The 25,491-nt window shown below is 73.0% G+C and carries 22 protein-coding genes and 1 pseudogene; 10 read left to right on the top strand and 13 right to left on the bottom strand.

Features of this window, described 5'->3' with window-relative positions:
- Positions 1–886 precede the first annotated feature (886 nt).
- The 6 genes from EV190_RS13405 to EV190_RS13380 are packed head-to-tail and all read left to right on the top strand — an operon-like array spanning position 887 to position 6,154.
- Entirely contained in the window at positions 887–1,789 is a 903-nt protein-coding gene (locus EV190_RS13405) for a glycerophosphoryl diester phosphodiesterase membrane domain-containing protein (RefSeq protein WP_243742553.1), read from the top strand.
- On the top strand, positions 1,786–2,409 hold the full coding sequence (locus tag EV190_RS13400) for a DUF4129 domain-containing protein (protein WP_243742552.1): 624 nt from the start codon (positions 1,786–1,788) through the stop codon (positions 2,407–2,409). The genes EV190_RS13405 and EV190_RS13400 overlap by 4 nt, the downstream gene beginning before the upstream one ends.
- Complete coding sequence (locus EV190_RS13395) at positions 2,406–3,605, top strand: DUF4350 domain-containing protein (protein WP_133741882.1); 1,200 nt, start codon at positions 2,406–2,408, stop codon at positions 3,603–3,605. Before EV190_RS13400 ends, EV190_RS13395 begins: the two co-directional genes overlap by 4 nt.
- The gene (locus EV190_RS13390) at positions 3,602–4,585 is read left to right on the top strand and encodes an AAA family ATPase (RefSeq protein ID WP_133741881.1); all 984 of its coding nucleotides are present in this window, start codon (positions 3,602–3,604) and stop codon (positions 4,583–4,585) included. Before EV190_RS13395 ends, EV190_RS13390 begins: the two co-directional genes overlap by 4 nt.
- 53 nt (positions 4,586–4,638) lie before the next feature.
- Positions 4,639–5,940 (top strand): DUF58 domain-containing protein, encoded by a 1,302-nt coding sequence (locus tag EV190_RS13385; RefSeq protein ID WP_133741880.1) that lies wholly within the window; start codon positions 4,639–4,641, stop codon positions 5,938–5,940.
- 52 nt (positions 5,941–5,992) lie between these two features.
- Positions 5,993–6,154, top strand: coding sequence for a type II toxin-antitoxin system Phd/YefM family antitoxin (locus tag EV190_RS13380; RefSeq protein WP_133741879.1), 162 nt, complete (start codon positions 5,993–5,995; stop codon positions 6,152–6,154).
- 148 nt (positions 6,155–6,302) lie between these two features.
- On the opposite strand, the gene EV190_RS24090 is transcribed toward EV190_RS13380, so the two are convergent.
- Together EV190_RS24090 and EV190_RS13370 are read right to left on the bottom strand one after the other, a co-directional pair.
- Positions 6,303–6,836 carry a type II toxin-antitoxin system VapC family toxin gene (locus EV190_RS24090; protein WP_133741878.1) on the bottom strand — a complete coding sequence of 178 codons (534 nt, stop codon included), beginning with the start codon at positions 6,834–6,836 and terminating at the stop codon, positions 6,303–6,305.
- 41 nt (positions 6,837–6,877) lie between these two features.
- The gene (locus EV190_RS13370; RefSeq protein ID WP_133741877.1) at positions 6,878–7,873 is read right to left on the bottom strand and encodes a stage II sporulation protein M; all 996 of its coding nucleotides are present in this window, start codon (positions 7,871–7,873) and stop codon (positions 6,878–6,880) included.
- 124 nt (positions 7,874–7,997) lie between these two features.
- On the opposite strand from EV190_RS13370, the gene EV190_RS13365 reads away from it, so the two are divergent.
- Entirely contained in the window at positions 7,998–8,786 is a 789-nt protein-coding gene (locus tag EV190_RS13365; protein ID WP_243742551.1) for an RDD family protein, read from the top strand.
- Between the two features lie 272 nt (positions 8,787–9,058).
- Here EV190_RS13365 and EV190_RS13355 read toward each other — a convergent pair whose 3' ends face one another.
- The gene (locus EV190_RS13355; protein ID WP_133741932.1) at positions 9,059–10,321 is read right to left on the bottom strand and encodes an adenosylhomocysteinase; all 1,263 of its coding nucleotides are present in this window, start codon (positions 10,319–10,321) and stop codon (positions 9,059–9,061) included.
- Between the two features lie 140 nt (positions 10,322–10,461).
- Positions 10,462–11,898, bottom strand: a complete 1,437-nt coding sequence (ahcY, locus tag EV190_RS13350) for an adenosylhomocysteinase (protein WP_133741876.1) — start codon at positions 11,896–11,898, stop codon at positions 10,462–10,464.
- A gap of 107 nt (positions 11,899–12,005) precedes the next feature.
- On the opposite strand from ahcY, the gene EV190_RS13345 reads away from it, so the two are divergent.
- Entirely contained in the window at positions 12,006–12,380 is a 375-nt protein-coding gene (locus tag EV190_RS13345; protein ID WP_133741875.1) for a MerR family transcriptional regulator, read from the top strand.
- 111 nt (positions 12,381–12,491) lie between these two features.
- On the top strand, positions 12,492–13,730 hold the full coding sequence (locus tag EV190_RS13340) for a hypothetical protein (protein WP_133741874.1): 1,239 nt from the start codon (positions 12,492–12,494) through the stop codon (positions 13,728–13,730).
- A gap of 130 nt (positions 13,731–13,860) precedes the next feature.
- Here the strand turns inward: EV190_RS13340 and EV190_RS13335 are convergent, their stop codons facing one another.
- The 5 genes from EV190_RS13335 to EV190_RS13315 form a co-directional block, all read right to left on the bottom strand.
- Complete coding sequence (locus EV190_RS13335) at positions 13,861–15,168, bottom strand: serine/threonine-protein kinase (protein WP_133741873.1); 1,308 nt, start codon at positions 15,166–15,168, stop codon at positions 13,861–13,863.
- Between the two features lie 30 nt (positions 15,169–15,198).
- Complete coding sequence (locus EV190_RS13330) at positions 15,199–16,314, bottom strand: SIS domain-containing protein (RefSeq protein ID WP_133741872.1); 1,116 nt, start codon at positions 16,312–16,314, stop codon at positions 15,199–15,201.
- Between the two features lie 213 nt (positions 16,315–16,527).
- Positions 16,528–16,704 carry a Trm112 family protein gene (locus tag EV190_RS13325; protein ID WP_133741871.1) on the bottom strand — a complete coding sequence of 59 codons (177 nt, stop codon included), beginning with the start codon at positions 16,702–16,704 and terminating at the stop codon, positions 16,528–16,530.
- 34 nt (positions 16,705–16,738) lie between these two features.
- Positions 16,739–18,106: a phosphomannomutase/phosphoglucomutase gene (locus EV190_RS13320; RefSeq protein ID WP_133741870.1), complete on the bottom strand. Its 1,368-nt coding sequence runs from the start codon at positions 18,104–18,106 to the stop codon at positions 16,739–16,741.
- Between the two features lie 149 nt (positions 18,107–18,255).
- Positions 18,256–18,672: a DUF3499 domain-containing protein gene (locus tag EV190_RS13315; protein WP_133741869.1), complete on the bottom strand. Its 417-nt coding sequence runs from the start codon at positions 18,670–18,672 to the stop codon at positions 18,256–18,258.
- A 141-nt stretch (positions 18,673–18,813) separates the two neighbouring features.
- Here EV190_RS13315 and EV190_RS13310 point away from each other — a divergent pair, with 141 nt between their 5' ends.
- On the top strand, positions 18,814–19,239 hold the full coding sequence (locus EV190_RS13310) for a metallopeptidase family protein (RefSeq protein ID WP_133741868.1): 426 nt from the start codon (positions 18,814–18,816) through the stop codon (positions 19,237–19,239).
- Positions 19,240–19,390: 151 nt separating this feature from the next.
- Here EV190_RS13310 and EV190_RS13305 read toward each other — a convergent pair whose 3' ends face one another.
- The 4 genes and pseudogenes from EV190_RS13305 to EV190_RS13290 form a co-directional block, all read right to left on the bottom strand.
- Positions 19,391–20,854 (bottom strand): DUF5719 family protein, encoded by a 1,464-nt coding sequence (locus EV190_RS13305; RefSeq protein WP_133741867.1) that lies wholly within the window; start codon positions 20,852–20,854, stop codon positions 19,391–19,393.
- On the bottom strand, positions 20,851–24,066 hold the full coding sequence (locus EV190_RS13300) for a glycosyltransferase family 2 protein (protein WP_133741866.1): 3,216 nt from the start codon (positions 24,064–24,066) through the stop codon (positions 20,851–20,853). The genes EV190_RS13305 and EV190_RS13300 overlap by 4 nt, the downstream gene beginning before the upstream one ends.
- Before the next feature lie 277 nt (positions 24,067–24,343).
- Positions 24,344–24,631 carry a WhiB family transcriptional regulator gene (locus EV190_RS13295; RefSeq protein WP_133741865.1) on the bottom strand — a complete coding sequence of 96 codons (288 nt, stop codon included), beginning with the start codon at positions 24,629–24,631 and terminating at the stop codon, positions 24,344–24,346.
- Positions 24,632–24,846: 215 nt separating this feature from the next.
- Positions 24,847–25,491 (bottom strand): annotated as a pseudogene (locus EV190_RS13290) (hypothetical protein); the annotation flags it as partial.

Here is a 25,491-nt window from a genome sequence, read left to right as displayed (position 1 = left end):
CCGGACACTCAAGCGGCAGAACTTCAGATCTTCCGGCCGGATCCCACAGAGCGACCGGCCGGGCTTTTCGGGGTGTCGGCAGGACACCCCCCAACCTTGCCATCAACCGACGGGCCGCCGCGCAAGGTCGGCGGCGGCCGCCGCGTTCACCGGCGTTCGTCCGGATCCGGGCCTCCCGCACACCCTGCCGCCTGACACACCGCCGCGTCCAGTGCGGACGATCCCGTCCTTACGGACGGTCGGGCCCGTTAGATAACAAAATCATACAAAAAGAATGAACAGTATCGGATGGGCGGTAACACGACGGTTGTGGCCCACGGAACAGGATTCCCACCAGTAGGTTGAACTCGCATAGCGTGGGAGACCGCACCGTACCCGTTCGAGGAAGCGGTCAACCAGCCCGGTCGACACAGGAGGATCGATGCCCGAGGAGGACGGTCAGTCGTGGCAAGCTCCCGGCGGCCAACCGGACCCTGTCGAATCCCCTGGTCAGGACATTACCCCAGATCACGCCCCTGAGGCAGGGAACCGGACTGCGGCCGGCGGCGCCCCGGAGGGCTCCGCGGCGCCGCCGGCCGCCGCATGGTCCGCGCCGGGGGTCCCCCCTCGGCAGGCCCCGGGGTACGCGGAGCCCGGCGCACCGGCCGGTCCGGCCCCCGGCTGGGGACCGCCGCCCGGACAGCTCTCCGGACAGCAGCCCGGCTGGGGCCCTCCCCCCGGACAGTTCCCCGGGCAGCAGCCCGGCTGGGGCCCTCCCCCCGGCGCCGGGGGGAGCCCGACGTTCGCGCCCCGTCCCGGGGTCATCGCGCTGCGCCCGCTCTCCCTCGGCGACATCTTCAACGGCGCGTTCAGCTACCTGCGGGACAACCCCAAGGCCACCCTCGGGGTGACCTTCATCGTGGTGGCGATCGTCAGCGTCCTGCCCGCGCTGGGGCTGGCGGACTTCTCCCGCGAGTACACGACCATGATCGACACGGTCATCGACGACCCCTACGCCGAGCCCGAGACCGCCTTCCCCTTCTCGGGGTTCAGCCTGCTGAGCATCTACGGCGGCTCGCTCCTGCAGCTCCTGGGCACCAGCCTGCTGGTGGGCCTGCTCACCGGCGTGGTCGGCGCGGCCGTACTCGGCCGCCGGCCGACCTTCGGCGAGGCGGTCCGGGCCATGCGCGGGCGGCTCGCGGCGCTCCTGGGGCTGACCGGCCTGTACCTCGTGTTCTCGGTCGTGGCGATCATCCTGATCAGCCTCCTGTTCGTGCTCTCGATCGGGCTGGTCATGGCCCTGGACCCCCTCGTGGGGCTGGCCGTGCTGTTCCTGGTGGGCGCTCCGCTCGTCGTGCTGCTCGTCTGGGCCGGCGTCAAGACCACGCTGGCCATGCCCGTCTCCGTCCTCGAGCAGGTCGGCCCGTTCCGGGCGCTGGCCCGCTCGTGGCGGCTGACCTCGGGAAGCTTCTGGCGCCTGGTGGGCATCCTGCTGCTCACCCAGATCCTGGTCCAGATCGTCGCGAGCACGCTTTCCACCCCGTTCACCTTCGGCAGCATGTTCGTCGGCATGCTCATCCCCGGTGAGGCCGCCGCCACCGTCGCCAGCGCGGCCCTGGCCTTCCTCGGGATGCTGCTGACCGGCTGCATCAGCAGCCCGTTCACCGCGGGCGTCACCGCGCTGCTCTACCTGGACCTGCGGATGCGCCGGGAAGGGCTGGACCTGCGGTTGCAGGCCGCGGTCCAGTCGGGCGCGGCCATCGGCCCGGAGGTCTACCTCCTCGAACCGCGTCCGGGGGTCCCCGCTTGAGCGAGGCGGTGAGCCGCGAGGACGCGGCCCGGGTCGCCCGTGAGGAACTGGCCGACCCGATCTACGGCGAGGCCGAGCCCTCCCTGGTCGAACGCTTGTACATGTGGGCCCTGGACTGGCTCGAACAGCTGATGACACAGGCCGGGCGGTCGGTCCCGGGCGGCTGGTGGGTCCTCGGACCGCTGCTGGCGGTCGTCGCGCTGCTGGTCCTCGGGATCATCCTCTACACACGCCCGGCCCGGCGCTCCCGGCGGCGCGCGACCGTCTTCGGCGCCGACACCGAGCTGACCGCGGCCGACCACCGCGACCTGGCCGAGCGGCACGCGGCCGAGGGGCGGTACCCCGAGGCGATCCGGGAGCGGATGCGCGCGGTCAACCGCGACCTGGAGGAGCGCGCCGTCATCACCCCCCGCCCCGGCCGCACCGCCACCGAACTCGCGGCGGAGACCTCCGCCGCCCTGCCCGAGCGGCGCGCCGACCTGTACGGCGCCGCCGCCCTGTTCAACGATGTCTGGTACGGCGACCGCACGGCGACCGCCGAAGGGTACGGCCTGGTGCGCGACCTCGACGACGCGCTGCGCTCCGCCGTGCCCGCCGCGAGCACGGAGCCGACCCCATGAGCACGACCACGCCCTCCCCGGCGGGAATCAGCCCCGCCGCGCCGGAGTCCTCCGCGGTCTCCGTCGGTGTCGGCGGGCTGTGGCGGATGCTGCGCGGGCCGCTCGCCTTCGTCCTCGCCGGGGTGGTGATCGCCGTGGTGCTGTCCCTCGGCGCCCGCCCGGTCCCCGAGGGTGATCTCGACCCCGAAGGCCCCAACCCCGAGGGCTCGCGCGCGCTGGTGCAACTCCTGCGGAACCGCGGCACCGACGTCACCGTCGCGCGCTCGACGGAGGAGGCCGCCGCGGCGACCGGGCCGGACTCGGTCCTGCTGGTCGTCCAGAGCCACCGGCTGCTGCCCGAGGAGGTCGACCGGATCTCCGCCCTGCCCGGCGACCGGCTGCTCGTCCAGCCGACCACCCAGCTGCTCAAGGCGCTCGCGCCCGGGGTGGCGGTGAGCGGCCGCCTCGACGACCGGGACCCGCTCGCCCCCGGGTGCGCGCTCGAGGCGGCGGAACTGGCGGGGGCCGCCGACACCGCGGGGGAGCTGTACAGCGGCGGTTCCACCGCCTGCTACCCCGCGGCCGAGGGCAGCGCCCTGGTCCGGGCGGCCGGCGACGGCGGCACGGTCACGGTGCTGGGGACCGGTACCCCACTGCGCAACGCGTTCCTGGCCGACGAGGGCAACGCGGCGCTGATGCTGAACCTGCTGGCCGGGCGCGACGTGGTGTGGTTCGCGCCCGACGTCCCGCCGGTGGGCCTCGCCGAGCCCGGGGACCTGCTGGCACCGGGCTTCCTCCTGTCCGTTCCCGCGCTGCTGGCCGCCCTCGCGCTGCTGGCGCTGTGGCGCGGCCGACGGCTGGGCCCGCTGGTGGCGGAGCAGGTCCCGGTCGTGGTGCGCGCCTCGGAGACCACCGAGGGGCGGGCCAGGTTGTACGCCTCCCGGCGGGCCCGCGGCAGCGCGGCGGCCGCGCTGCGCTCCGGGCTGGTCGGCAGGCTCCGTCCGGGGCTGGGGCTCGGCCCCGACGCCACCCCCGAGGCGGTCGTGGCGGCCGTCTCCGCGCGCTGTGCCCATCCCCCCCAGAAACTGCGCGCCCTGCTCTACGGCGTCCCCCAGGACGGCCGGCCCGCCGACGACCCCTTCACACGGGACGACCCGGGGCTGGTCCGGCTCGCCGACGAACTCGATGGACTCGAAAGAGAGGTAAGGCAGTCGTGAGCGACGTTCAAGCGGGACCGGAGCCCTCCGCCGACTCGGCCAGGGACGCCCTGATCGCGTTGCGGTCGGAGGTCGCCAAGGCCGTGGTCGGGCAGGAGGAGACGGTGACCGGCCTGGTCATCGCGCTGCTGTGCCGCGGGCACGTGCTGCTGGAGGGCGTGCCGGGCGTGGCCAAGACCCTGCTGGTGCGCACGGTCTCCGCGGCCCTGTCGCTGGACCACAAGCGCGTCCAGTTCACCCCGGACCTGATGCCGGGCGACGTCACCGGGTCGATGGTGTACGACGCGCGGACCGCGAAGTTCGAGTTCCACGAGGGACCGGTCTTCACCAACCTGCTGTTGGCCGACGAGATCAACCGCACACCCCCCAAGACGCAGGCCGCACTGCTGGAGGCCATGGAGGAACGCCAGGTCACGGTGGACGGGCGCCCGCTGGCGCTGCCCGACCCGTTCCTGGTGGCGGCCACCCAGAACCCGGTGGAGTACGAGGGCACCTACCCGCTGCCCGAGGCCCAGCTGGACCGTTTCCTGCTGAAGCTGGTCGTACCGCTGCCCCGGCGCGACGAGGAGGTCGAGATGCTCGGTCGGCACGCCGCCGGTTTCGACCCGGGCGACCTGGCCGCGGCCGGGGTGCGCGCGGTGGCCGGGGCCGCCGAGCTCAAGGCCGCCCGCGAGGCGGTGCGCGAGGTCCGGATCTCCCCCGAGGTGCTCGGGTACATCGTGGACATCTGCCGCGCCACCCGGCTCTCCCCCTCCCTCCAACTGGGCGCCTCTCCGCGCGGCGCGACCGCGCTGCTGCGCACCGGCCGCGCGTGGGCGTGGCTGTCGGGCCGCGACTACGTGACCCCCGATGACGTCAAGGCCCTGGCCAAGGCGACCCTGAGGCACCGCATCGCGATGCGCCCCGAGGCCGAGCTGGAGGGCGCGACCACCGACGGCCTCCTCGACGGCGTGCTGGCCTCGGTGCCGGTACCGCGCTGACGGCGAAGGTCCGCGGTGGAACGAAACACTGAGAAGAGGGTCGGTCCCAACTGATGGCTGTCACCGGTCGCGCGGTGTTCCTGGCGTTCGTCGGGGTGCTGGTCGTGTTCATCGCCGCGCCCGCGGGGAACTGGGTGCTGTGGGCGACGCTCGGCCTGATCCTGGCGGTGCTCCTGGTCGATCTCGCCCTGGCCGCGAACTCCCGCGCGGTGCGCTTCGAGCGGAGCGGCGACACCTCGATCCGGCTCGGCGAGAGCGCCGCCGTCTCGCTGGTCGTGGCCAACCCGGGGCCGCGCGTCCTCCGTGCCACCGTGCGCGACGCGTGGCGGCCCAGCGCCGCCGCCGCTCCGCGCACCCACGAGGTGGTGGTCCCCGCGGGCGGGCGGCGGCGGGTCGGCACGACGCTGACCCCGGTCCGACGCGGCGACCAGCACTCCGCGCAGGTCACGGTGCGCAGCTACGGGCCGCTCGGGCTGGCCGCGCGCCAGTCCTCGCACGCGGTGCCCTGGAGCGTGCGGACCCTGCCGCCCTTCAACAGCAGGCGGCACCTGCCGGGAAAGCTGTCCCGGCTGCGCGAGCTGGAGGGGCAGCACCGCGCGATGATCCGCGGGCAGGGCAGCGAGTTCGACTCGCTGCGCGAGTACGTGCCCGGCGATGACGTCCGTTCGATCGACTGGCGGGCGACCGCGCGCCGCGAGACGGTCGTGGTGCGCACCTGGCGGCCCGAGCGGGACCGTCGCATCCTGGTGGTGCTGGACACCAGCCGCACGTCGGCGGGCCGGGTCGGCGACGTGCCGCGCCTGGAGCACGCGATGGACGCCGGGCTGCTGCTGACCGCGCTGGCCGCCAAGGCCGGGGACCGGGTGGAGCTGCTCGCCTACGACCGCCGGGTGCGCGCCCGGGTGCGCGCGCACGGGCGCGGCAGCACGCTCCAGGCCATCGTCTCGGCCATGACCCCGCTGGAGCCGGAGCTGGTGGAGTCGGACTCGGCGGGGCTCGTCGCCGCGATCCTGGGCGGGCAGAGCCGCAGCCGCCAGCTGGTGGTCCTGCTCACCGACCTCAACGCCGCCGCGATGGAGGAGGGTCTGCTCCCCCGCCTCTCCGCGCTGACCGCCCGGCACCTGGTCCTGGTCGCGGCCGTGGGCGACCCCCGCGTCGCGGAGATGGCCGCCGAACGGGGCGACGCCCGCGCCGCCTACAACGCCGCGGCGGCCCAGAAGACCATCGCCGACCGCCGCCGCATCACCGCCGAGCTGCGCCGCCACGGCGTCGAGGTCGTCGACGCGGGCCCCGACGACATCGCCCCGGCCCTGGCGGACGCCTACATCTCCCTGAAGGCGCAGGGGCGCCTGTAGCACATCCGGCAACTGGCAGCACGGTGATCCTCTTCGGCATCCCCTCGTCGCCATGAGCGAGGAGATCAACCAAAGAGAGCTTCGCAACGAAAGCGGACGCGTCCTCCAGGCAGCCGAGCGCGGCGAGAGCTTCGTCATCACGCGCAACGGGGCCCCTGTCGCGAAGCCGGTTCCGCTGGAGAACAAAAGGTCTTCGTGTCCCGAAGCGAACTGAAGCGCGGCGCGGCTTCCTCGCATGGGCTTCGAGAAGTTCCGCGCCGGCATGGACGGGTTCCTGAACCCCGACCCGTTGCGTGGGGGTTCCGTTGGCGGTCTTGGGCTTTCCGCCCGTTTCGGGGCCGGGAAGGGCGGAAAGCCCATGATCATTCCGAGCAAGGGACGATCTTGACCGTGCCGTCGCAGAGCCTGGACATGTCCGAGGGGTCACTGGTGAGCATGAGCCGCACCCCCGGCTGCGCCGGCGCGGTGGCCGCGACCATGGCGTCGATCGCGTGCTGGTGACCGTTCAGGTCCGCCGCCTCCAGGATGTTCCGCGCGGCGGTGGCGATCTCCTCGGTGACGGGAACGACCACCACACGAGAGCGCGCGTAGTCGAAGGCCCCCTTCTTGATCCCCTTGTGGTACGCCTCGACCAGCGTCACCGCGCTACAGAGATTCCGGCCGCCCCTCTTCTGCGCGGAGAGCACATAACCGGTCGCCCTCGCGTCTTCCTGGACGGGTTCCGCCTGCCGCTGGACGGCCGCCGCCACGTAGGCGCTGAACTCTCCCGGGCCGACCCGCTCGCGGATCTCCTCGGCGAGGGCTTCGGGCAGGGAGACGCTGTACTTCTTCACGGTGCGTTCTCTGCCCGCACGGTGCTTCTTCTTACCGGCCCCGGCCTTCTCATCGACACTCATGGAACCGGTCTTGCCACCCCGGGTAGCGTTCCCCGGTGTCTTCAGCCGGAGACCGCCACCGTCTGCGGGGCGTCCTCGATGTCACCGGTCACGCCCTCCCGGGCGGCCTTGCGGCCCAGGGTGAAGACGTAGAGGAAGAACAGGGCCTCGGCGACCACGCCGATGCCGACGCGCAGCCAGGTGACGTGCACCCAGCCGGTCACGAATCCCTCGATGAGGCCCGAGACGAACAGGACCACCACCAGGCCCAGGGCGACGCCCATCGCGGCGCGGACCTCCTCGCCCATCGCCTGGGCGCGGGGGCGGTGGCCGGGGGCCAGGAAGGTCCAGCCGAGCTTGATGCCGACCCCGCCCGCGACGAACACGGCGGTCAGCTCCAGCAGGCCGTGCGGCAGGATCAGGCCGAAGAAGACGTCGGCCTTGCCGTGCGCGGCCATCACCCCGCCCGCCACTCCCAGGCCGTAGGCGTTGACCCCCATGACGTAGACCGCGGGCAGGCACAGGAAGACGCCGAAGACGATCGCCTGCGCCGCGACCCAGGCGTTGTTGGTCCACACCTGGGCGGCGAACGACGCCCCCGGGTGCTCCACGTAGTAGTTGGCGAAGCTGCTCTCGACGTAGACGCGGATGTCCTCGGGGGTGCCCAGGACCGACTGCGCCTCGGGGGTCGTGGCGACCCACACGCCCACGCCGACCGACAGCAGCAGGCTCGCCGCCATGGTCGCCAGCCACCACCAGCGCAGCCGGTACAGGGCGGCGGGGAAGGAGCGGGTGAAGAACCGGCCGAAGTCGCGCCAGGAGCCCGCCTGCGCGCCGGTGACGACCGCCCTTGCCCGGGCCACGAGGCCGGACAGCCATCCCGCGAGGGCGGGGTCCTGCCCCGCCGAGCGCAGCACGGACAGGTGGGTGGAGACCCGCTGGTACAGCTCGACGAGTTCGTCGACCTCCGGACCGGTGAGGCGGCGGTGCCTGCGCACGAGCGCCTGCAGTCGCTTCCAGTCGGGGCGGTGTTCGGCGATGAAGAGGTCGAGGTCCACGCCCCGACTCTACTGACCCCCCGGACGGTTCCGCCCGCCCGGAACTCCCGGATGCTCTTCCTCGTCTGATCGACTGAGAGACTGGACCGCGCGGAAGCAGTGCGGTGAGACGGGGGAGATCACGGTGTCGAACGGCGACGCGAACTACGGGCAGTCCCGGCTGGTGACCGGGGACGCGGTCGTCCTCGACCTGCACCCGGCCGGGTTCGCCAGCCGCATGGTGGCGATCTTCCTCGACGTCACGGTGCAGTTCGTCTCCCTGATCGCGGCCACCGTCGTGGTCCTGCGGGTGTCCGAGGGCGTCGACCTGGCGCTGACCGCCGCCATCCAGCTGCTGCTCACCGTGCTGATCCTCGTGGGCTACCCGGTGGCCTTCGAGACGTTCACCCGGGGCCGCTCCCTCGGCAAGCTCGCGATGGGGCTGCGGGTGGTGGGCCGCGACGGCTCCCCGGTCCGGTTCCGCCAGGCCCTCGCCCGGGCGCTGACCGGGGTCGTGGAGATCTGGCTGGCCAGCGGCGTGATCGCCCTGATCAGTTCGCTGCTGAACCGCGAGGGCCGCCGCGTCGGCGACTTCCTGGCGGGGACCGTGGTCGTGCAGGAGCGCACCGGCCGCCGACCGGGCACGCTCGTGGAGATGCCGCCCGCGATGGCCGGATGGGCACGGAACGCCGAGCTGTCCCGGCTGCCCGCCGAGACCGCGACGATGGCCCACCAGTACCTGACCCGCTACACCGAGCTCAACGAGCAGACCCGCTACGAGATGGGCGTCCGCCTGGCCGACACCGTCACCCGGTACGTGGCCCCGCCCCCGCCCCCGCAGGCCAGCCCGCCGGAGTACCTCGCCGCGGTCCTGGCCGAGCGCCGCCGCCGCGAGGAGGCGAGGCTCGCCCAGCAGCGGGAGAACCGGGCCTGACCATCCCCGCCGCCGTTTCCCCGCGGTCTTCCCGCTGGTCGTGGGGGGGGGGGGGGGGGGGCGGGGGGGGGGGGGGCGCCCACCCCCCCCCCCCCCCGGCCGGGGGGCGCCCGCCCCCCCGGGGGGGGGCCCCCGGCCCCCCCCCCCCCCCCCCCCCCTCCCCGCGGGGCCCCCCGGGTGGGGGGTGCTTTGGCGGCGCCCCCCGGGCCGGCCCCCCCCCCCCCCCCCCACGACCAGCGGGAAGGCGGGCACCGGACCCCGGATGCGGGACGCTAGGCCCGCCAGGAGCTCAGGTAGTCCTCCTGGGCCGGGGTCAGGTCGTCGATGCGCACGCCCAGGGCGCGCAGCTCCAGGCGGGCCACTTCGGTGTCGATCTCGGCGGGGACCTCGACGACGCCGGGCGCCAGGTCCGCGTGGTTCCCGGCGAGCCAGGCGACGGTGAGGGCCTGGACCGCGAAGGACATGTCCATGACGGCGGCCGGGTGGCCCTCCGCCGCGCCGAGGTTCACCAGGCGGCCCTCCGCCAGCAGGACGAGGCGCCGGCCGTCCTCCAGCACGTACTCGTCCGCCTGCGGGCGCACCTCGCGGCGCACGTCCACCGCGAGGGACTCCAGGGCGGGCAGGTCGATCTCGACGTCGAAGTGGCCGGAGTTCGCCAGCACCGCCCCGTCCTTGAGCACGGCCAGGTGCTCGGCGCGGATCACGTCCCGGTTCCCGGTGACGGTCACGAACACGTCCCCGACCGGCGCGGCCTCGGCCATCGGCAGGACCGTGTAGCCCTGCATGGCCGCGTCCAGGGCCTTGACCGGGTCGACCTCGGTGACGACGACGCGGGCGCCCATGCCCCGGGCCCGCTCGGCCAGACCCCGGCCGCAGTACCCGAAGCCCGCCACGACCACGGTCCGCCCGGCCAGCAGCGCGTTGGTGGCGCGCATGATGCCGTCGATGGTGGACTGCCCGGTACCGTAGCGGTTGTCGAACATTCGCTTGGTGGCGGTGTCGTTGACCGCGACCATCGGCACCCTGAGCATGCCCTCGGCGCTCATCTGGCGCAGCCGGATCACGCCGGTCGTGGTCTGCTCGCAGCCGCCCACGGTCTCGGCCAGCAGTTCGGGGCGCTCCAGGTGGGCGAGGTTGACCAGGTCGCAGCCGTCGTCGAGGAGCAGGTGCGGGCGGCACTCCAGCACCGTGGCGAGGTTCCTGGCGTAGGTGGCGGGGTCCATGCCGGAGCGGGCGTGCACCATCACGCCGTACTCGGCGACCAGCGCGGCCGCCGTGTCGTCCTGGGTGGACAGCGGGTTGGAGGCGGCCAGCGCCACCTCGGCGCCGCCCGCCCGCAGCGCGCGCAGCAGGTTGGCGGTCTCGGCCGTCACGTGCATGCAGGCGGCGATCCGCAGCCCCTCCAGCGGCCGCTCCCGCTCGAACCGCTCGAAGATCCGGCGCAGCGCCGGCATGGAGCGCGCGGCCCACTCCACCCGGCGGGCCCCCGCCTGGTGCAGGCCGAGGTCCGCGACGTCATGGCGCGGAAGAGACAGAGACAAGCGGATCGTCCTCCTCGGGAGCCGGCTCCGGCCCGGGGGTACGCGGGCGGCGCGCCGCCCGCGTACCCCGACGCGGCCCCGAACGGTCCCACGCGCCCGCGGACGTCGCGGACGCGGGTGGGGGCACCGGCGGCTCAGTACCGGTAGTGGTCGGTCTTGTAGGGGCCGGCGACGTCGACGCCGATGTAGTCGGCCTGCTCCTTGGTGAGCTCGGTCAGCCTCACGCCGAGCGCGTCCAGGTGCAGGCGGGCGACCTTCTCGTCGAGGTGCTTGGGCAGCACGTAGACGCCGATCGGGTAGTCGCCGGGCTTGGTGAACAGCTCGATCTGAGCGATCACTTGGTTGGTGAAGCTGTTGGACATCACGAAGCTGGGGTGGCCGGTGGCGTTGCCCAGGTTCAGCAGGCGGCCCTCGGACAGCACGATGATGGAGTGCCCGTCGGGGAACCGCCACTCGTGCACCTGCGGCTTGATCTCGATCTTCTCGATGCCCGGGATCCTGGCGAGGCCCGCCATGTCGATCTCGTTGTCGAAGTGGCCGATGTTGCCCACGATGGCCTGGTGCTTCATCCGGGCCATGTGGTCGGCCATGATGATGTTGAAGTTGCCGGTCGTGGTGACGAAGATGTCGGCGGTCTCGACGACGTCCTCGAGGGTGGCGACCTGGTAGCCGTCCATCGCTGCCTGCAGGGCGCAGATGGGGTCGATCTCGGTGACGATGACGCGGGCGCCCTGCCCGCGCAGGGACTCCGCGCAGCCCTTGCCGACGTCGCCGTAACCCGCCACGACCGCGACCTTGCCGCCGATCAGGACGTCGGTGGCGCGGTTGATCCCGTCGATCAGCGAGTGGCGGCAGCCGTACTTGTTGTCGAACTTGCTCTTGGTGACCGAGTCGTTGACGTTGATCGCCGGGAAGAGCAGCTGGCCCTCGCGGTGCATCTCGTACAGGCGGTGCACACCGGTGGTGGTCTCCTCGGTGACGCCCTTGATCTCGGCGGCGATCCCGGTCCACTTGCCGGAGTCCGCGGCGACGCTCCTCTGGAGCAGCTCCAGGACGACGCGGAACTCGTCGCTGTCCGCGGTGGAGGGGTCCGGGACGGCCCCGGCCTTCTCGTACTCGGCGCCCTTGTGGACGAGCATGGTGGCGTCGCCGCCGTCGTCCAGGATCATGTTCGGGCTTTCGCCGCCGGGCCACGTCAGCGCCTGCTCGGTGCACCACCAGTACTCTTCGAGCGTCTCGCCCTTCCAGGCGAAGACGGGCACGCCCTTGGGGTCGTCGGGGGTCCCGTCGGGGCCGACGACGACGGCCGCGGCGGCGTGGTCCTGGGTGGAGAAGATGTTGCAGCTGACCCAGCGCACCTCGGCGCCCAGCGCCACGAGGGTCTCGATCAGCACCGCGGTCTGGATGGTCATGTGCAGGGAGCCCATGATCCTGGCGCCCCGGAGCGGCTTGGAGTCGCCGAACTCGGCGCGTGTCGCCATGAGGCCGGGCATCTCGTGCTCGGCCAGGCGGATCTCCTTGCGGCCGAACTCCGCCAGCGAAAGGTCTGCGACTTTGAAGTCGAATGCCATGCGTCTTAACTCCAGTCCTGTGGATGCGTCCCGAGTCTATTGGCGCGGAGGGCGGTCGGGCACCGTTGTCCGTGCGAAATTGACGGTGCTTTGTTAGATTCGCTCCCATGGAGCGTGACATCCCCATCTCGGCGGCGGCCGACCGGCTCGACACCACCCCGCGCATGCTGCGCTACCGCGAGAGCCTCGGGCTTCTCCCGGTGACCAAGGAGCAGCCGACGGGGCGCGGCCACCGGCACCGCCGCTTCAGCGAGGCGGACCTGCGGACCGTGGCGGCCGGACTCGACCTGGAGCGCTCCTACGACATCACCCCCGCGGCGCTCTCCTTCGCGCTGCGGGTGCTGGCCGAGCCCGCCACCCTGGCACGGGTGCGCGCCTACGGCGAGCGCCTGGGCCGGCTCGCGCCTCCCCCGGCCCGCGCCCTGGACTTCGAGCAGCAGAAGGCGCTGCGGCTTCTCAGGAGAGACCCCCGCTCCCCCTGACGCCCTTCACCCCGGCCCGGCAGGACGCGGAGGGGGCCCCGCCGGCGGTCCGGGTGATCGGATCGCCCCGGGGATGTTTTCACCGGGTCCGCGCGGGTTACGGTCAATTGCGTGAACTCGATACGTGGCCTTGAACTCGCCCCGGACCGCCTTCCACCCCGTGTGCGGACCCGCCTCTCCGACCTGGACCGGCTGCGGGAGGTGTGGACAGGCCACCAGATCCGGCGTCCGGGCCACCAGTGGGCGGACAACCGGGTGCGCCTGTTCCGGCGGCACATCCTGGAACTGCGGGCCCTGGCCGGACGGGCCCCGGTCTCCTCCGAACTGGCGGACCGGCTGGTGGCCCGCGGATGGGACGCGGGCGACCTGCTGGCCCCGGAACTGCGCGAGGAGCTGCGCCTGGAGGAGCGCGCACTCGTGGCGATGGCCGCCGACTGCCGTGCGGGCAGGGACCTGACCCCCGAGTACCTGGACACGCTCACACGCTCGCTCACCGGCGTGGACTCCACCGTCCCCGCCGGCCGGTTCGGGGACTGCCTCGCCGCCGCCACCGCCGCGCGGACCCACCCCGTCATCCGGGCCGCCCTGGTCTACCTGTGCTCCGAGAACGCGCTGCGCGAGGCCGGCGGTGCCGACGCGGGGCTCCGGCACGACCCGCTGCCGTGGGCGATGGCCTCACTGGTGCTCATGCGCGCCAACCACCCGCCGCTGGTCGCCGACCACCGGCCGTTGTCGTCCCCCTCCCCCGGCCTCGACCCCCAGGGGCGCCTCGTCCAGATCGTCGAGCTGTTCGTCGAACTCGAGATCGCGGCGATGCGCGGCGAGCTGAGCTGGGCCGCGGGCGGCGGGGAGACCGGCCCCGGCGGGTGCGGCGAGGCGCTGGCCCGGGCCGTCTACCGGCGGCTGCTGGACCGCCTGCGCCAGCGCGCCGCCACGCTCTCGATGGTGCTGCGCGAGATCGACCCGGCCACCACCGTGCGGGTGACGGCGGGCGACCTCACCGACGAGGGACGCCACGGCGACCGGATGGACTCGGCGGCCGAACGCGCGCTGTTCGTCCGCGGCGCCTCCTGGTGGGTCTGCCTGGAGACCGGCAGCGCGGACGCCGAACTGCGGCTGCTGCTCACCCTTCAGGAGGTCGGCGCCCCGTCGACCGGTGTGCTCGCGGTGACCGCCGACGCCCGCCTGGAGACGCCCGACGGCTCCGAGGACGTCCTGGACCTGGGGTGCACCGACTGCGTGACCCTCGTCTCCACCGACACCGCGGACGAGCGCTGGCCCGCTGTGGCGGAACTCGCCGACGAGGTGATCTCCCGCGCCGTCGGCCGGTTGACCACGGTGATGGCCTAGTGCCCTGCGTCCTTCGTGCCGCTCCCCCCGTTGATCTTGACCTTTCCGGGGTCTCAGAAGCGGTTGAGACCCCGGAAAGGTCAAGATCAACGAGAAGGCCGGTCGGAACGCGGGGGTCTCCGCCCCGGCTCTACTGCGAGATCGCTGTCAGCAGCAGGAGCAGCAGCAGGACGATGATGGCCACGATCACGGCGGGCAGCACCCACCCCTGCGACAGCACGGGGTCGTCCACCGGCTGCTTGCGGGGGTAGTTCTGCTTGTTCTGGACCGGCGGGGGCGGGCCCTGGCGCATCTGGTTGCCCGGGTAGCCCTGGTTGGGGCCGGTCATCGGCGGCCGCTGCCCCATGCTGTGCGGCAGGCCGCTCGTCATGTTCGGCGGGAGGCCGCCCGTGAGGTTCGGGTTGTGCATCGGCGGAGGCGGCGGGGCGTAACCGCCGCGCCCGCCCTGCTGCGGCCCGGTGGGCGGCGGGACCATCCCCTGGCGCATCTGGTTGTTGGGGAAGGGGGTCTGCGGGCCGCTCGGGGTCGGCGGGGCGTAGGGGGACAGGTGCGGGCCGCTGCCGGTGGGCCGCTCGGCGATGCGCTCGCCCTCGGCGACCACCTGGTCGGTGGAGACCCGGCCGGCCTCCTCGTCGTGGCCGAGCAACCGCATCAGCAGCCGCTGCGCGTTGGGCCGCTGGTCGGGGTCCTTGTTGAGGCAGTCGGCGACGATCCCGCGCAGCTGGTCGGGCACCTCGTCGATGTTCGGGGGCGCGCTGACCACCCGGTGCACCACCGCCGGGACGCTGTCGGCGCCGAAGGGCGCGTTGCCGGTGGAGGCGAACGCGATCACGCAGCCCCAGGCGAAGATGTCCACCTTGTCGGTGATGTTCTTGCCCGCGATCTGCTCGGGCGCCATGTAGGAGGGGGTGCCGACGATGGAGTTGGTCATCGTGGCCGTGCTGTCGGTCACCCGGGCGATGCCGAAGTCGATCACCCTCGGGCCGTCGGGGCCCAGCAGCACGTTGCCCGGCTTGAAGTCGCGGTGCACGATCCCCGCCTGGTGGATGGCCACCAGCGCGGTCGCGGTGGACACCGCCAGGCGTTGCAGCGAGGCGCCCTTGCGGGGGCCCTCCTTGGACACCGCCTCCTGGAGGTCGGGGCCCGGCACGTACTCGCTGACCACGTACGGCGGTTCGGCGTCGAGGTTGGCCTCGTGGATCGCCGCGGTGCAGAAGGAGGCCACCTTCTGCGCGGCCTTGACCTCCTTCTCGAAACGTTTACGCAGGTCGGTGTCTTGGGCCCACTGCTCGTTGAGCACCTTGACCGCGTATTCGTCCCCTTCGGAGTCACGACCCAGGTAGACGATTCCCTGGCCCCCGCGCCCCAGGCGTCCGACCACGCTGTAGTCGCCGAACGAGGTCGGATCGCTCGGCAGCAGCGATTCGGGACCGGGCATCGATCTCCTCCAGAACGGTCGTGTGCAGCGCTAGCGCACGACCAGAGTATTTGTTAGCGGTTCCGCGGCATAAGCCACTGCGAGATACAGACTGGCGTAATCGGTTAGAGCTATCAAACTCGCCAGCCGTTCCATCGGACCCCGACCCTGTGCGGAGACCTCGCTCACGGGGACTCCCGCCTCCTCCGCGCGGCGCTCGGCCGCCGCCAGGTCCGCGTCCTCCTCCGAGGTCGCCTGGTCGTCCCGGAGCAGCACGAGCCGGAGCCGGGCGCCGCCGCCCTCGACCGGGTCGTCGAAGATGCTGCGCGGGCCGCTCGCCCCCAACGGGCCGGTCAGCGTCGCCGTCTGGTCCCAGGCGATCCCCGGGGTGCTCCCGGCCAGCGCCGGGTAGCGGGCGTTGGCGGCGAGCTGGGAGGCCAGGCGCCGGGCCGCGAGCGCGGCCACCGGTGTCGCGCCCCAGGCCATGGGCAGCGTCCCGGCCAGGGACAGGGCCAGGCTCTTGGCCGGGTTGGCGAAGGTCTCGGCGGTGGGCCTGCAACGGTGCGCGACGTCCTCCAGGAGCACCGCGGTGGCCTCGACGTCCTCCTCCGGCACCGTGCGCACCCCGATCCGCCCGACGGCGAGGAGGAGCGGGACGACGAGCGCCCACAGCATGGCGCGCGGTTCACCGGCCAGCGGGAGCGCCACGTACGGGGCGCGCGCCTGTTCGGCGATCCCGGCCAGCGGCCCGCCCTGCGGGCCGACCGCCAGGAAGCGGCTGCCACGGCGCACCGCCTCGGCCGCCACCCGGGCGGTGCCGGCCGACTCCTGTCCGGATGTGGCCGCCACCGCGATGACGAGGTCGTGGCCGCCGACCCATCCGGGCAGCCGGTAGCCCTCCACGGTGTGCACCGCGACCGGGCAGCCGTTGCCGAGCAGGACGGCCAGGACCTCGCCGGCGAACGCCGCGGCACCGGTGCCCACGACCACCACGGAGCGCGGGCGCCCCTCCTCCGCGAGCGCCGAGAGCCCCGCCTCCGAAGCCGCGGACGCGGCCTGGCGCACCTGGGCGCCGGCCGACGCGGCCTGCCGCAGCAGGCCGCCCGGGTCGAGGGCGGGGTCGGTCCCCACGTCGTCGAGCCGGTACTCCTCGAATTCCAGTGACACGGATGTTCCCTCATGTTCGGGGCGCCCTGGACCGCCCGGGGCCGAGACGCGGCCCCGACGGCCTGAACGCGTCCTGGCGAGTGTGCCCCGGATGTGCCGGATTAAGCCGTTCCACCCGTGGCAACGCGTCCGCGCGGTGCGGAGGGCACGACCCCGGGGCCGCCGGAGGCCGCACGAGCGCTCACTCGCCCCGGAACATCCGGGAAGCGCTTCCTAGCCGATGCTTCGGGCCTCGTCGACCAGCAGCACGGGGATTCCGTCCCGGATCGGGTAGGCCAGGCCGCTCTCGTCGCAGACGAGCTCACCGGCCTCCTCGTCCAGGCGCAGCGGGGCCTTGCTCTTGGGGCAGGCCAGGATTTCCAGCAGCCACTCGTCGATCTTGGTGCTCATTGCGTCGGGTTCTTCCTGTCTCGGATGGGCGGGGTCAGGCCCGGACGATCGCCAGGACCTCGTCGCGCAGCTCGGCCATGGCCTCGGCGTCGGGCGCCTCCACGTTGAGCCGCAGCAGCGGCTCGGTGTTGGAGGCCCTGAGGTTGAACCAGCCTCCTGTGGCCAAGGTCACCGTGAGTCCGTCGAGGTGGTCCACGCTCGCCACCCCCTCCCGCCCCGCGAAGGCGGCCTCGACCGCGGCGGCACGCTCCGCCTGGTCGGCGACCTCGGAGTTGATCTCGCCCGAGGCCGCGTAACGAGCGTACTCGGCGGTGATCCCGGACAGCGAGCGCGCGTCGTTCCCCAGGACCCGGAGGACGTACATCGCGGCGAGCATGCCGGTGTCGGCCTTCCAGAAGTCCCGGAAGTAGTAGTGCGCGGAGTGCTCGCCGCCGAAGATCGCGCCCGTCTCGGCCATCGTGGCCTTGATGTAGGAGTGGCCGACGCGGGTCCGCACCGGCACACCGCCCCGCTCCCGCACGATCTCGGCGACGGCGCTGGAGGTGATCAGGTTGTGGATGACGGTCGCCCCGGGCTCCTTGGCGAGCTCCTGCACCGCCACCAGCGCGGTGATGGCCGAGGGCGAGACGGGTTCGCCCCGCTCGTCCACCACGAAGCAGCGGTCGGCGTCGCCGTCGAAGGCCAGGCCGATGTCGGCTCCGGTCTCGCGCACCTTGGCCTGGAGGTCCACGATGTTCTCGGCGTCCATCGGGTTGGCCGGGTGGTTCGGGAAGGTGCCGTCCAGCTCGAAGTAGAGGGGGACGATCTCCAGCGGAAGGGCGTCGAGCAGCCCGCCCCCCAGGACCGCGGGGACGGTGTAGCCGCCCATCCCGTTGCCCGCGTCCACCACGACCTTGAGCCTGCGGATGCCGGAGAGGTCCACCAGCGAGCGCAGGTGCGCGGCGTAGTCGGCGAGGAGGTCGCGTTCGGTGACCGTTCCGGGCGGGCCGTCGTACGCGGGCACGCCCTTCTCGGCGAGGGCCCGGATCTCCGACAGCCCGGTGTCGGCGCTGATCGGCGCCGCGCCCGCGCGGCACATCTTGATCCCGTTGTACTGGGCGGGGTTGTGGCTGGCGGTGAACATCGCACCGGGGACGCCGAGCTTCCCCGAGGCGAAGTAGAGCAGGTCGGTCGAGCCGAGACCGGCCATGACCACGTTCACTCCCTGCCCGCTTGCGCCCTCGGCGAAGGCGGCGGCGAGTTCGGGGGAGGAGGGGCGCATGTCGTGCGCGACGACGATCTCCCCGCCGTCGACGACGTGCGCGAACGCCGCCCCGATCGCGCGCGCGACGGACGCGTCGAGCGTGTCGGGGATGACGCCCCGGATGTCGTATGCCTTGAAGATCTGACCGAGGTCACCCACAGCGTCTCCGGACGTGTCGTTGTGCGGCCGATTGAGGACGGCGCAGGCCCCTGGGACCCGCGGGACCAAACGTACAAGACGCGGTACCCGGCGTGGTCGCGCGCCTCCGGAACCGGAGGCGCCGCCCTCCCGGTTCCGGCTCCCCGGGCTCAGGCGTCCCGGGACGGTCGTCGGGCGGGGGGCTGGACTCGCTGGTCGTCGGGGTGGACCGGATCGGACCGGACGACGCGCAGGTGGCCGCGGCGGGTGGTCTCCACCCCCTGGCCGGTGGGCTGCGGCGGGCGGGCGGCGGGCGGGCGGCCCGCCTCGCGCACGGCGTTGGCGAGGGCCTCGAGGTCGTCGCTTCCCGGGCCGCCGGTGGAGGTCTCGACGGGAAGCCGAACGACCTCCCAGCCGCGCGGCGCGGTGAGGCGGTCCGCGTGCATCGCGCACAGGTCGTAGCAGTGCGGTTCGACGTAGGCGGCGAGCGGTCCGAGAACCGCTGTGGAATCCGCGTAGACATAGGTGAGCGTGAAGACTGCTGGCTGCCTGCACGCTGTGCGTGAGCAGCGTCTACTGACGCTCACGAGCACAGACGGTATCCCTTTCCCGCCTCCCGCGCCAGCTTCTCCACGCGGTGTCCGCGCCGGGCGGCGGTTCTGACACGTCCGAGCCCCCCGGGGCTGCGCGGCGGGGCCATCATGGCTTAGTCTCGATATGTGCGACGAATGCACCCTCACCAACCTCAGGCCGGACGGGTACGGCGCAGGGACCGCCGGGGACGCGGCGTTCGCGGCCCGTTGACTCCTCCCGAGCTTCCGATCACCCGTAGCAGGTCACAGGTCTTCGACGACCTGGTACTCGACGCGGTCGAGCGCCTCGAACGCGTCTGGGCGCGCGAACTGGCCAACGTGGAGTTCCTCGTCGAAGACGTTCCCCGCGTCCCACCGGGGGTCACCGCCGAGGACGGCATCCCGTTCTCCCGTCTGGAGACGGCGAGGTCCGGCCAGGCCCGGATCATCGTCTACCGCCGTCCTGTGGAGATCCGGACCAAGGAGCCCGAGGAGATGGCCCTGCTCGTCTACGACACCGTGGTCGAGGAGGTCGCCAACCTGCTCGGGCTGGAGCCGGAGACGGTCGACCCCGAGGCATGATCCCTTCCCGACCAGGAGGCCACCGCGGAAGCGGTGGCCTCTTCCGTTTTCGGGCCCCGCTCTCCCCGCTGACCTTGACCTTTCCGGGGTCTCGACCGCATCCGTGACCCCGGAAGGGTCAGGATCAACGAGAGGAACGGCAGCGCGGACGCTAGGGCACCACGCTTGTCAGGCTGTCCACGACTCCGGGAAGGGGGACCTCGGCCGGGGCCGGGGGCAGGGGGAGGACGCTGAGGGCCCCGTCCGCGGTGAGGGCGCGGGCGGCGTGCAGCGGGCCGCCGCCGACGGCCTCCACGATCCAGGTGGTCCCGCCGCCGGGGTCGGTCTCGGGGACGACGGTCGTCCCCGCCTCGACCGTGACGCTCAGCGCCTCGCCCCGCTCGCCGTCGGAGGCGACGGGGGTCAGCCGGACCTCGACCGCCTCCTCGGGCGCGCCCAGGAGCAGCGCGGTCCCGGTGTCCCGCGGTGCGGGCGGGGCGACCGCGCGGGCGTCGGGGCCGACGGCCAGGGGCGCGGTGGCCGCCGTGTAGGCGGTGTCGTCGCCGTCGGAGCGGTCCATCGCCACGCCCACCACGACCGGGTGGTCGGCCTCCACGACCACGGTCCCGGGCCTGCTGTCCAGCGGCCCCTCCAGGCTCACCCGGGTGGACGCCGCCGGGGGCACGTCCACGGAGGCCAGCGCCTCCTCCTCGGCCTCCCCCTCCGGGGTGATCAGGCGGACGTCGGCCGTGGTCGGCTCGTCCCCGGGGGTGGCGATGACGAGGCGCTTGTTCCCTCCGCCGCCCTGGACGCCGGGGATGACGTGCCGCGTCGCGGGGGCCGCTGTGGACGGCACCCAGTCGGCACCGCCCCCTTCGTGCTCGGCGAACAGCCCCACCGCGGCCCGGCCCGCGTTGGTGCGCACGTGCACGGCCACCGCGTTGGTGGTCTCCACCAGCGGGATCAGCGAGAGGTCGACCTGCCCCCGGGGGTCCACCGTGATCCCCCGGGTCTCCTCGGAGAAGGACGGCCCGTCGGTGGCGTACAGGTCGACGTTGACGGTGGCGGGGGTCTCGTCGATGTTGGACAGGTGCAGCCGCAGGTCCTCCAGCTGGTCCCCGCCGGGAGCCGCGAACCAGACGCTCGACGTGGGTTCCGCGCAGCGGATCTCGCTCACCGAGGAGTCGCCGACGGTCGTCTGGGCGGCTTCGAGGCCGGCCGCGAGCGCGCCCTCCGCGCGCACGACGGTGGCGCTGCCCGAACCGTCCTCCCCGTCCCCGCCGTCCTCGTCCTCCTGCGCGTCCCCGGCCGGCGGCTCGTACAGCCACGGCCGCCCGGCCTCCTGGAGCGGTTCGGAGGGCACGGCGTCGGGAAGGTTGGGAGCCGCCGCCAGAGCGCCCCCGTTCTCCCCGTCGTCCCCCTCCGGGGCGAACGCCGCCACCCGGGCTTCGGCGTCCCCGCCCTGGGGCGGCGGGCAGACCCGCGCCGCGGACTCCACCCGGGTCAGCACGGGCTCGGCTTCCTCGGCCGGGGCTGGCAGCGCCGTCAGCGACAACTGGGCCACCCCGAACAGCGCGGCCAGCGCCACGACCACCAGGCCCAGCAGCGCGAAGCGGTTCTCGATGATCAGCTTCACCTTGACGAGCTCCCTCGCTGTCGGGCGCGGCGGTGGCCGCGGTTGGCGCGGCGCGTCCCCTCCGCGGACCGGCCCCGGCGGACCGGCCGACGGGGCCTCGGGGCCGGTTGCGCGGCCTGCTCCCGCAGGTCCTCCTCGGTACGGGCGCCCGGCATCGCCAGCACCACGACCAGCAGGAGCAGCGCTCCCTGGACGACCAGCCAGACCTGGCGGACGATCCCCGTCCGGGCGACCTCCAGCCGACCGCCCTCCGGGGGCAGCGCGAACTCCTGCATCCCCAGTTCGGTGGGGGTTCCGACGAGTTCGACGCCGTCCAGGGTCGCGCGCCAGCCGCCGTCCGCGGGCTCGGCCAGCACCAGACTGCGACCCGGAGGGCCCGCCGGGACGTCGACCGAGGCGTCCACCGGCCCGCTCTCCAGCACGATCGGGGCCCCGGCCTCGTCGTCCTCCTGCACGACGCGCAGCCGCCCCGTGTCCTCGACCAGCCGCCACAGCGCGAACTCGTCGGTGAGCTGGAGGCGCTCCAGCCCGGGAAGCGCGTCCACGGTGTCCACCAGGGTGCGGTCGACGTCGTCGCCGATCTCGGGGGCGGGGATCAGCACGTAGCGGATGCCGAACTCGGCCAGCGCGGCCGCCTCGTCCCCGCCGCGGCCCGCGACCAGAGCCGCCACGACCTCGCTCAGCGCGGCGCTGGGCGCCGCCTCCGCGGGGATCTGCGACTCGCCGACGCGGGGCTCGCGCCCGCGCAGCACGCTGTAGGCGACCGCGCCGTCCCCGGGGGACACCACGAGTGTGCGGGGCTGGGTGCCGTCGGCGCTGACGGACTCCAGGAAGGGCGGGATGGAGGGCGGAGCGTCGCCGGTCAGCGGACCCTGCACCCCGTTCCACATCCAGAGGCCGGCCGCCGCCACCGGGGTGGTCAGGGCCAGCAGCGCGACCGCCGCCGCGAACAGCCTTCGGAGTCCGCCCAGGCGCCACAGGAGGCCGAAGGACTGCGCGGCGGTGGCGGCCGAGAGCAGCATGGCCGTGGCCGCGAAGGCCAGCGCCACACCGGGCCACACGGTGGTGTTCTCCCCGCCCGAGGGGAGGGTGAGCTGGAGGCGGCTCAGCACGATCGCGATGAGGATGCCGAACAGCGCGATGCACCAGCCCACCGCGACCAGCATCCGGCGGCGGCGCAGCAGCAGCGCGCACAGGGCCGCGGCGACGAAGCCGCCGGTGACCCAGATCGGCGGCAGGCCCGGACCGCCCGGGGAGAGCAGCAGCAGCGCCTCGGCGGACAGCCGTGCCTCGGAGATCTCCGGACGGTTGAGCCCCGCCTCCAGCAGCCACAGCGACGGGTGGGCGAACAGCTCCAGTGTCCACGGCAGCAGGAGCACCAGGGGCGCGCCCAGGCCGATGGCCAGGCTGACGTAGAGGCGGCGGCCGAGGTGCCCGAAGGTGACCGCGATGAGGACTCCGGTGAGCAGCGCCAGGATCCACACCAGTGGAACGAACGCCGTGGCCAGCGCCAGCACGAGGCCGAGCGCCCACGAGGCGCGACGGGAGCGGCGCGGGTTGAGGGTGAGGATGCTCGTGGCCAGCAGCCCCAGCACCGGGAAGAGGGCGTGGACCAGCGCCGTGCCGATCCGCCCCTGGGCGACCGCGCCGGTGGCCACCGGCAGCAGCGCGTAGGAGGCGGCCATCCACAGCTGCGCCGGTCGGTAGTGCAGGACCCTGCGCGCCAGCTGGTAGGCGGTGAACCCGGCCAGCGGCACGCAGCCGAGCAGGATGACGGTGACCGCCAGCCACGGCTTGCCCAGGGCCAGCGTGGACAGCAGCGCGAGCACGCCGATGTACGGCGGGGCCACCGCGTCGGAGCCGATGCCGACGTCGTGCCAGCTCGCCACGTACATCGCCCACAGGTCCGATGCGCCGCCCCACACGGGGGGCAGCGCGCCGCCCGCGAGCCGGTCGCCCAGCAGCAGGGAGCGCTCGGCGACCAGGGCGACGACGGTCAGGCCGATCACCAGCAGGACGCCGGGATTGGCGAGCGCGCGGCGCAGCAGGCCCGCGTCGTCGCGGAGGAGGTCGTCGTCGTCGGCGCTGGGCGCCACGGTGACCGCCTGGTGCCGCCCCGCGGAGTCCAGGTCAGCGGCGCCCCCGCCGAGCAGGTTGGAGACGGCGTCGGTGAACTGGCGCATCGCCACCCCGTGCGCCATGAAGGGCCGGATCGCGCTGTAGGTGCGGCGGCGGTCCTTCCGGCGCTTGACGCGCGCCCCCATCAGGCGGAACGGCATCACGAAGAACACCGACGTGATGGCCGCCGCCTCGTCGAGGGCGTTGGCGGGCTGCTTGGCGGCGATGTAGGTCAGCACGCGCAGCGCCGAGGCGAAGGAGTTCCGCAGCAGCGCGACCAGCATCGCGCCGAAGGGGAGGTTGGCCAGCAGCACGTACAGGGCGTTGCGCCGGTCCACCCGGCGGGGGTGGTCGCTGGTGGCGTGGATCCGCCGCCTCCTGCGCGCGGCGGCCTCGGCGTGGTAGGCGACGGCGTCCGTGACGATGAGGACCCGGTGGCCCGCGCCCCCGGCCCGCCAGCAGAAGTCGATGTCGTCGCGGAACAGCCGCAGTGACGGGTCGAACCCGCCGAGCGTCTCCCACACGTCCCGGCGGATCAGCATCCCGGCGCTGGAGACCGCCAGGACCTGGCGGTTCCCGTCGTGCTGGCCGTGGTCGAACTCGCGGGGCTCCAGGCCGGTCTCGCGGCGGCCCGCACCGTCGATGGTGACGCCGATCTCCAGCAGGAGCCGCCGGTCGAACCAGTCGCGCAGTTTCGGCCCCAGGACCGTGGCGCGGGGGTTGTCCCCGGCCGCGAGGAGGAGCTGTTTGAGCGTCTCGGGGTCGGGCGTGCAGTCGTCGTGGATCAGCCAGATCCACTCGACGGCGTCGTCCGCGGCCGGGAACTCGGTGCGCGAACGGGGATGGTCCAGCGCCGCCTGGACGGCGTCGCCGTAACTGGTGTCGCGCGGCAGCGTGAGGATCGACTCGGACGAGATGTACTCGGCGAGGATCGAGCCGCTGCGGTCACGGCTTCCGGTGTCCACTCCGATGACCCGCTGAACGGGTCGGGTCTGGGAGCGGACCGCTTCCAGTGTCTCGGGCAGCCACCGGGCTCCGTCGTGGGTCACCACGACGGCCGTGACGATGTGGCGGGCGGGGTCCAGGGGTAGCACTGCTGCTGTTCGCCTCGGAGGTTTCTTAAGGGGACTAAAAGGCTATTGCGGTCAGACCGCTGGCGCGGCTGATCACGATACGCCAGTCAAGCACGCTCCGGGGCCTCGTCACCGTTCCGGAACACAGACGGTATCGGGAACCGTGCCCGGGCCGCGCCCCGACCGCGCCGCGCGCGGATCCGCAGGTCCCGTAATTTCGGGTGGTAAAGAAACTACAAAAAAGGCGTGTGCCCCGGATAAAAAAACCAGGACACACGCCCCCACATGCTCGACTCACCTACAACATGTCGGCCAGGAAATCGAAATCCTGTCCGGCCGCCTTCTTGAGCCGACGGCGTTCCCGTTCGGAGAGTCCCCCCCAGATGCCGAAGCGCTCATCGTGCTCCAGCGCGTATTCCAGGCACTCCGACCGCACCTCGCACGAGTGGCAGACCTTCTTGGCCTCCCTCGTCGAGCCGCCCTTCTCGGGGAAGAACGCCTCGGGATCGGTCTGCGCGCACAGCGCGCGCTCCTGCCAGCCCAGATCTTCATCCGAGCCGTGCGCCAGCGGGATAACCTCGCTCATGCGCACCTCCTATTGCCCCCCTGGATGTACCCCCCCATTACGACCCCCGGGAGGGTGGAATCACACCTTGAAATTACACGCGCGGGCGTTGCTATACGTCAAGCGCGTTGCGTGGTAATCCCCTGAATATCATGTAACAAACAGCGGCTCGCTGTTCGTTCTCACGGATCCAGGGGATTACCCCGTCCTTTCGTCGGTTCTCGGGGGCTCCGGACTCAGCGCCGGTCGTCGTCGCGGTACTGCCCCGGCCACGAGCCGTCCGCCTCCGGAGCGGGGCGTCGCTGCTGGTCAGAGGCGTAACCGTCGCCGTACCCACCGGGCGTCTCGTAGGGCTGGCCCGCGTAGCCCCCGGTCCCGTATTGCCCGCTCTGGCCGGAATCGGCGCGCTGCGTCTGGTCGGCGGCGTTCTGGTCCTCCGAACGGAAGAACGAGTCCAACGGCGTGTCGCGGTGCGGCGCCTGGTCGGCGGCCGGCTCGGCCGTCGCCTGCGGGTACCAGCCGTGCTGGATCGCGTCCTGGGCGGCGCGCTCCCCCGCCAGGACGTCGTCCCCCGTCACCGGGCTCTGCACGATCGTCGCCTCGGAGTCCCCCGCGTTGTAGCCGGGGTAGGGGGCCTGCTGGTCCTGCTGCGCGTAGCCCTGCTGGTACTGGGCGCCGGACGGCTGCGCGTAGCCCTGCTGGCCGCCGGAGGGCTGGGCGTAGCCCGCCTGCTGCTCGGCGCCGTACGCCTGCTGCTGGCCGCTCTGTCCGTAACCCTGCTGGTCCGGCTGCGCGTAGCCCTGCTGGCCGCCGGAGGGCTGGGCGTAGCCCGCCTGCTGCTCGGCGCCGTACGCCTGCTGCTGGCCGCTCTGTCCGTAACC

Source organism: Actinorugispora endophytica (genome assembly GCF_004363075.1).
In the GTDB taxonomy this organism is placed as follows: domain Bacteria; phylum Actinomycetota; class Actinomycetes; order Streptosporangiales; family Streptosporangiaceae; genus Actinorugispora; species Actinorugispora endophytica.
The sequence above is the reverse complement of the archived record's forward strand: the minus strand, read 5'-3'. Positions and strand labels throughout refer to the sequence as shown.